Source organism: Wolbachia endosymbiont of Atemnus politus (assembly GCF_013309895.1).
Genome location: NZ_JAAXCS010000110.1, coordinates 1 through 4,210, shown reverse-complemented (window position 1 = coordinate 4,210; position 4,210 = coordinate 1). Strand labels below are relative to the sequence as shown.

Sequence of the window (4,210 nt, the reverse complement as noted above, 5' to 3'; positions counted from 1 at the left end):
CCTTAAAGCTTCGTTTAGAATGGATTCAGTTATATTAGCATCTTCTTTTTTTTAAATAAACTTGCCACCGTATCAACTTTGATACTCTCGATAGCATCAGACAGTCTTTCTTTTGTATTTTTATTACTACTATGCATTTCATTCTCCTCATAATTATTGCTAATAGGCTCCTGTGTTGAAGCCCCTTCATTATCCGTAATATTTTTTCCTTTGACCACAACATTTTTTTGTAGCTGTTGACTACCGATGCTTCCAAGTTCTGGGCTTTGTAATTGCTTACTACCTGCCACATTCACTGCTTGACTTGAAGTTGCAGGCTCATTTGCTAAATCACTAATAGTATTCCTGCTACCAGGAACATGATTTTCAGCATCAATTAAATTAGGCACTCCTTTAACAGCCACATCTTCAATTTCACACAACTGCCTTAACCTCATATTGTTTCTATTGAGGTGATAATTACTGTTAACAAAAGAAGCAATGTCATAAATGTTAAATTTTAATCCTTCACCTCTTCCATTAGTGTTGCACTCTATATGAGATATTACTAAAGGATTTTCTAAACTAACCATAGCATTGCCAAGTGCGTGGATTACAATCCCGTTTTTATTATCCTTGAGACTCATTAATCTTCGGTCATCAGCACACACACACACACACACACACACACACAAGCTTTATTTATTTTTCAAAATAGCGTTGTTCCGTGTTTGAAATAGCGCTTAGAAAAAGATAATAAGGTGTAGTTAAAGCTGCAGTGGTTATATAATAAGGCACTGCGGCTACGTAAGAAAGGTAATAGTATCTAGATACACTATTATTTGATTGGAAATCTTCTGGTTTATATCTTGAATGCGACTATAATAGATATCCGTTTTATGATAATATTCTCCCACTATACAGAAGCTCATTCCAAAGCAGTTTATTACGAAATTACCTGTTTTTATTTTTAGTGGTTTACCTACGTGCTTAAAGCCCATAAAGCCAGATGGAAACATCGGTATTGGGTCTGACGAATTAGTTACTCTAATGGTATTTTCTCCAAGAAGCTTTTCATAAATTTCAGCACCATGGAAATCGAAAACTCTCGGAGAACCAAAAGTTGCAACATGAACGTATACAGCATCTTTTACTGTCTTAAAGTATAAAGCAGTTATGGTAGCAAGAGCAGCTCCCATACTATGGTCCGTACAATTAATTTTAAAATCTTTGATTTTTCTGATCCTTGCTCTTCAGCATAATCTTCTAATATTTTATCAAGACTAGGCAACGAGTCATAAAATGCATTGCGAAAACCATTATGCATTTTCACACCTTCAGGTAAAAATTCTGAGGTAAACGCTGTGCTTACGTCAGTCATCACATCATCAAAGTCTTTAGTAACCGCGATAGACTATGGTTATTTCTTTATCTTTTGTACAAACAAAACCAGCACGCCTTCTGTTTCTCTCATTATAATAAAATGGAATAATACCATAACCTTCGTTAATGAGCTCAGCTTTAGTTTTAAATCTACTATCTAACTTTTGATCGTTACTACCATAACTTATTTTACAGAAATTACACATTTCTAATAATTCCTGTTTACTAAATCCTGCAATTCGCATTCCAATTAAGTCACTAACCTCGATAATTTCATAATCATCCCCAAAGTTATCTTCGGGAATAGCTGGTGTCTCTTGATTTTGCCATCTAAAACTTCAAACTCTCCTTCAGCCTCTGAACAATTACCAGAATCTCCAGAATGGTGACGGTCTCTAGTTGCTTCTTCTTGATTGTTACTCTCCAAAATCTCGAATTCTTCTTCAGCACCTGAATCCCAAGAATTCGATTTTTCAAAAGTTTTACTTGACTGACCCTGCTCCTGTAATACAAAGTCTCTAAAATTGGAACCAAACATGTTTTACCACCTAACTACCAGCTAAGCTAAGTATAGCATTAACAGCAACTTTGCCAAGCAAATTATTCAACCTTTTAGCAAATAGGCCCACGTCATCCATCTCTTCGCCTTCCACAATACAGACTTGATAGAATAATAAGTGGATCATGTCTTCAAACATTGGATTCTCACTATTTTCAGTGTGAGATTTCATTATGCTTTTTATTACAGGATGTTTAGTGTTGATTTCAAGCACCTTGGGTGTGGGGCAATTTAGCTGCTTCTGCTCGCGCAAAAAACGCTCCATGCGAAGATCCATAGCACCTTCATCAACTGCTAAATATACAGGACTATCAGTCAATTTTTTGGAAATTTTTACGCTTTTTACTGCGCTGCCAAGAACTTTGGTGAAATATTGCAGTATAGAATCTGCATTTTCCTCTGTCTTGTCTTCATCTGATTTGTTTTCTTCGTTTTTTTTTCTCTGAAGAGAATTTTCCCAAATCAACATCAGCACGAGTTAAGGACTTAATTTTCTGGTCTTTATATTCATGAATTACGCTAGTCCATAAATCGTCAACTGGATCAACAAATAGGAGCACTTCTAGTCCATTACTGACGAATCCCTCAAGTTGCGGACTGTTTTTCACTGAATCGAGGCTATTTCCTATAAGATAATAGATATGCTCCTGCTCTGGCTTCATTCTGCTTATATAGTCATCACTACTGACTAATTTATCATCGCCAGTGCTATGGAATCTGCGAATTGAGAGAAGTGCTTCTCTTTCATCAGTTGGCATAGTTTCACAAAGACCTTCCTTTAAGACTGCGCCAAAATTGATCCAGAATTTTGTGTATTCCTCTAAATTCTCTTTTGCCTTTTTACCAAGCTCTGATATCACACGCTTAGTTAGGGATTTCCTAATTTGCTCAACAACGCGATTATTCTGCAGCGTTTCTCTGCTGATATTGAGAGGCAAGTCCGGTGAAAATACCTTTCAAGAAACGTAAATACTGCGGTATGATCTGTACGTTATCTTCAGTGATAAATACTTTATTTACGTATAACTTAGCAGAGAAACGTCTATCTGGATGAAATAAATCAAAAGGTTTAATAGAGGAAACATAAAGCAAATTTGTATATTCTATAGCACCTTCATTTTTGTTATGCAATATCATCCAAGGCTCACCGTTAACATGCGCAACACCGCGGAAGAAATCGTTGTGCTCCTCTTGAGTGACGTCGTTTTTTGGCTTAGTCCAAATTGCAGCCTTACTGTTTCACTTTTTCCTTCTTCGTCTATAAATTCAACGGGAAAGTTTATGTGATCCGAATAAGTAGTAACAATGTTTTCAACGCGAAACTTGTCTAAAACTCATTCTCTTCATGACGCATAACCAGGGTAATTTTCGTTCCACGAGGGATTTGATCATCTGATTTGCTGATCGAATATTCTCCATCTCCTTTGGATTTCTAGACCCAAGATTCCTCTTCTCCCGCTTTTCTCGATTCTTCTATCACCTCTTAGGCAACCATGAATCTTGAGTAAAAACCGACGCCGAATTTCCCAATCAACTCTACAGTTTGGCTTGAATCCTTGTTATTTTTAATCGCATTCAAGAATTTTTGCGTACCAGAGCTGGCAATTGTGCCGAGGTTGTCTATTAAATCTTGTCTGTTCATTCCAATCCCATTGTCGATTATACACAGCTCATTCTTGTCTTTATTGGCACTAATGGTGATTTTAACTCATCGTTTGAATCTAGCAAATTAGGATTTAGTTGCGATTCATAGCGTAATTTGTCACATGCATCCGATGCATTTAATATTAACTCACGCAAAAAAAATGTCTTTGTTAGTATAAAGCGAGTGAGAGAGAGAGAATTACTATATTCAGTACTTTTCCTACTTCAGCATCAAATTTTATATTTTCAGTTTCTTGCACGTTATACATTTTGAGATCCATTATTAGCCTACTACCCTAATAATTTAAGTATTGCACTGCGATCTTTCAAAGTCATGCACGCTAAAATTAATGGAGCTATGACCTGTAAAAGTCAAGATTTAATCTGACAGACAAGAATTAACTGACAGAAGAATTAACGTAGTCAAATCTTGTCTAATGCAGTTTCTAAAACAAAGCATATTATCTTTCACGACCCGTTGTTTACTTCATTCACTTTAGGAGTGTTGACAGGTGTTATCGCTGGATTCTCAAGCTTTGTTACCTGCTTTAAGCCTTCACTTATGCTTCGATCTTGAATTATACCTTTATCAAAGTGCTTGCTCTGTTGATGACCATTCACCACGCTAATTTCTAAGCCGGGGCT

The 4,210-nt window shown here is 36.3% G+C and carries 5 protein-coding genes and 1 pseudogene; all 6 read right to left on the bottom strand.

The features are described from left to right. Positions 1 to 29: 29 nt before the first annotated feature. The 6 genes and pseudogenes from HET73_RS06260 to htpG all read right to left on the bottom strand — a co-directional run bounded on the left by HET73_RS06260 (position 30) and on the right by htpG (position 3,834). The gene (locus HET73_RS06260) at positions 30 to 626 is read right to left on the bottom strand and encodes a hypothetical protein (protein ID WP_174133217.1); all 597 of its coding nucleotides are present in this window, start codon (positions 624 to 626) and stop codon (positions 30 to 32) included. Between the two features lie 156 nt (positions 627 to 782). Further along, the gene (locus HET73_RS06255; protein ID WP_174133219.1) at positions 783 to 1,178 is read right to left on the bottom strand and encodes a lipase family protein; all 396 of its coding nucleotides are present in this window, start codon (positions 1,176 to 1,178) and stop codon (positions 783 to 785) included. After that, on the bottom strand, positions 1,154 to 1,363 hold the full coding sequence (locus HET73_RS06250) for a hypothetical protein (RefSeq protein WP_174134204.1): 210 nt from the start codon (positions 1,361 to 1,363) through the stop codon (positions 1,154 to 1,156). Before HET73_RS06250 ends, HET73_RS06255 begins: the two co-directional genes overlap by 25 nt. A gap of 13 nt (positions 1,364 to 1,376) precedes the next feature. Then, positions 1,377 to 1,607 (bottom strand): hypothetical protein, encoded by a 231-nt coding sequence (locus tag HET73_RS06245; protein WP_174133215.1) that lies wholly within the window; start codon positions 1,605 to 1,607, stop codon positions 1,377 to 1,379. 5 nt (positions 1,608 to 1,612) lie between these two features. Further along, positions 1,613 to 1,900 carry a hypothetical protein gene (locus HET73_RS06240; protein ID WP_174133214.1) on the bottom strand — a complete coding sequence of 96 codons (288 nt, stop codon included), beginning with the start codon at positions 1,898 to 1,900 and terminating at the stop codon, positions 1,613 to 1,615. 10 nt (positions 1,901 to 1,910) lie between these two features. Further along, a pseudogene (gene htpG / locus HET73_RS06235) lies at positions 1,911 to 3,834 on the bottom strand (molecular chaperone HtpG). Positions 3,835 to 4,210 lie beyond the last annotated feature (376 nt).

Excerpts from the sequence above, each read along its gene's own strand:
- HET73_RS06260 (WP_174133217.1), bottom strand. The coding sequence starts at position 626 with ATGAGTCTCAAGGATAATAAAAACGGGATTGTAATCCACGCACTTGGC.
- HET73_RS06255 (WP_174133219.1), bottom strand. The coding sequence starts at position 1,178 with ATGGGAGCTGCTCTTGCTACCATAACTGCTTTATACTTTAAGACAGTA.
- HET73_RS06245 (WP_174133215.1), bottom strand. The coding sequence starts at position 1,607 with ATGCGAATTGCAGGATTTAGTAAACAGGAATTATTAGAAATGTGTAAT.
- HET73_RS06240 (WP_174133214.1), bottom strand. The coding sequence starts at position 1,900 with ATGTTTGGTTCCAATTTTAGAGACTTTGTATTACAGGAGCAGGGTCAG.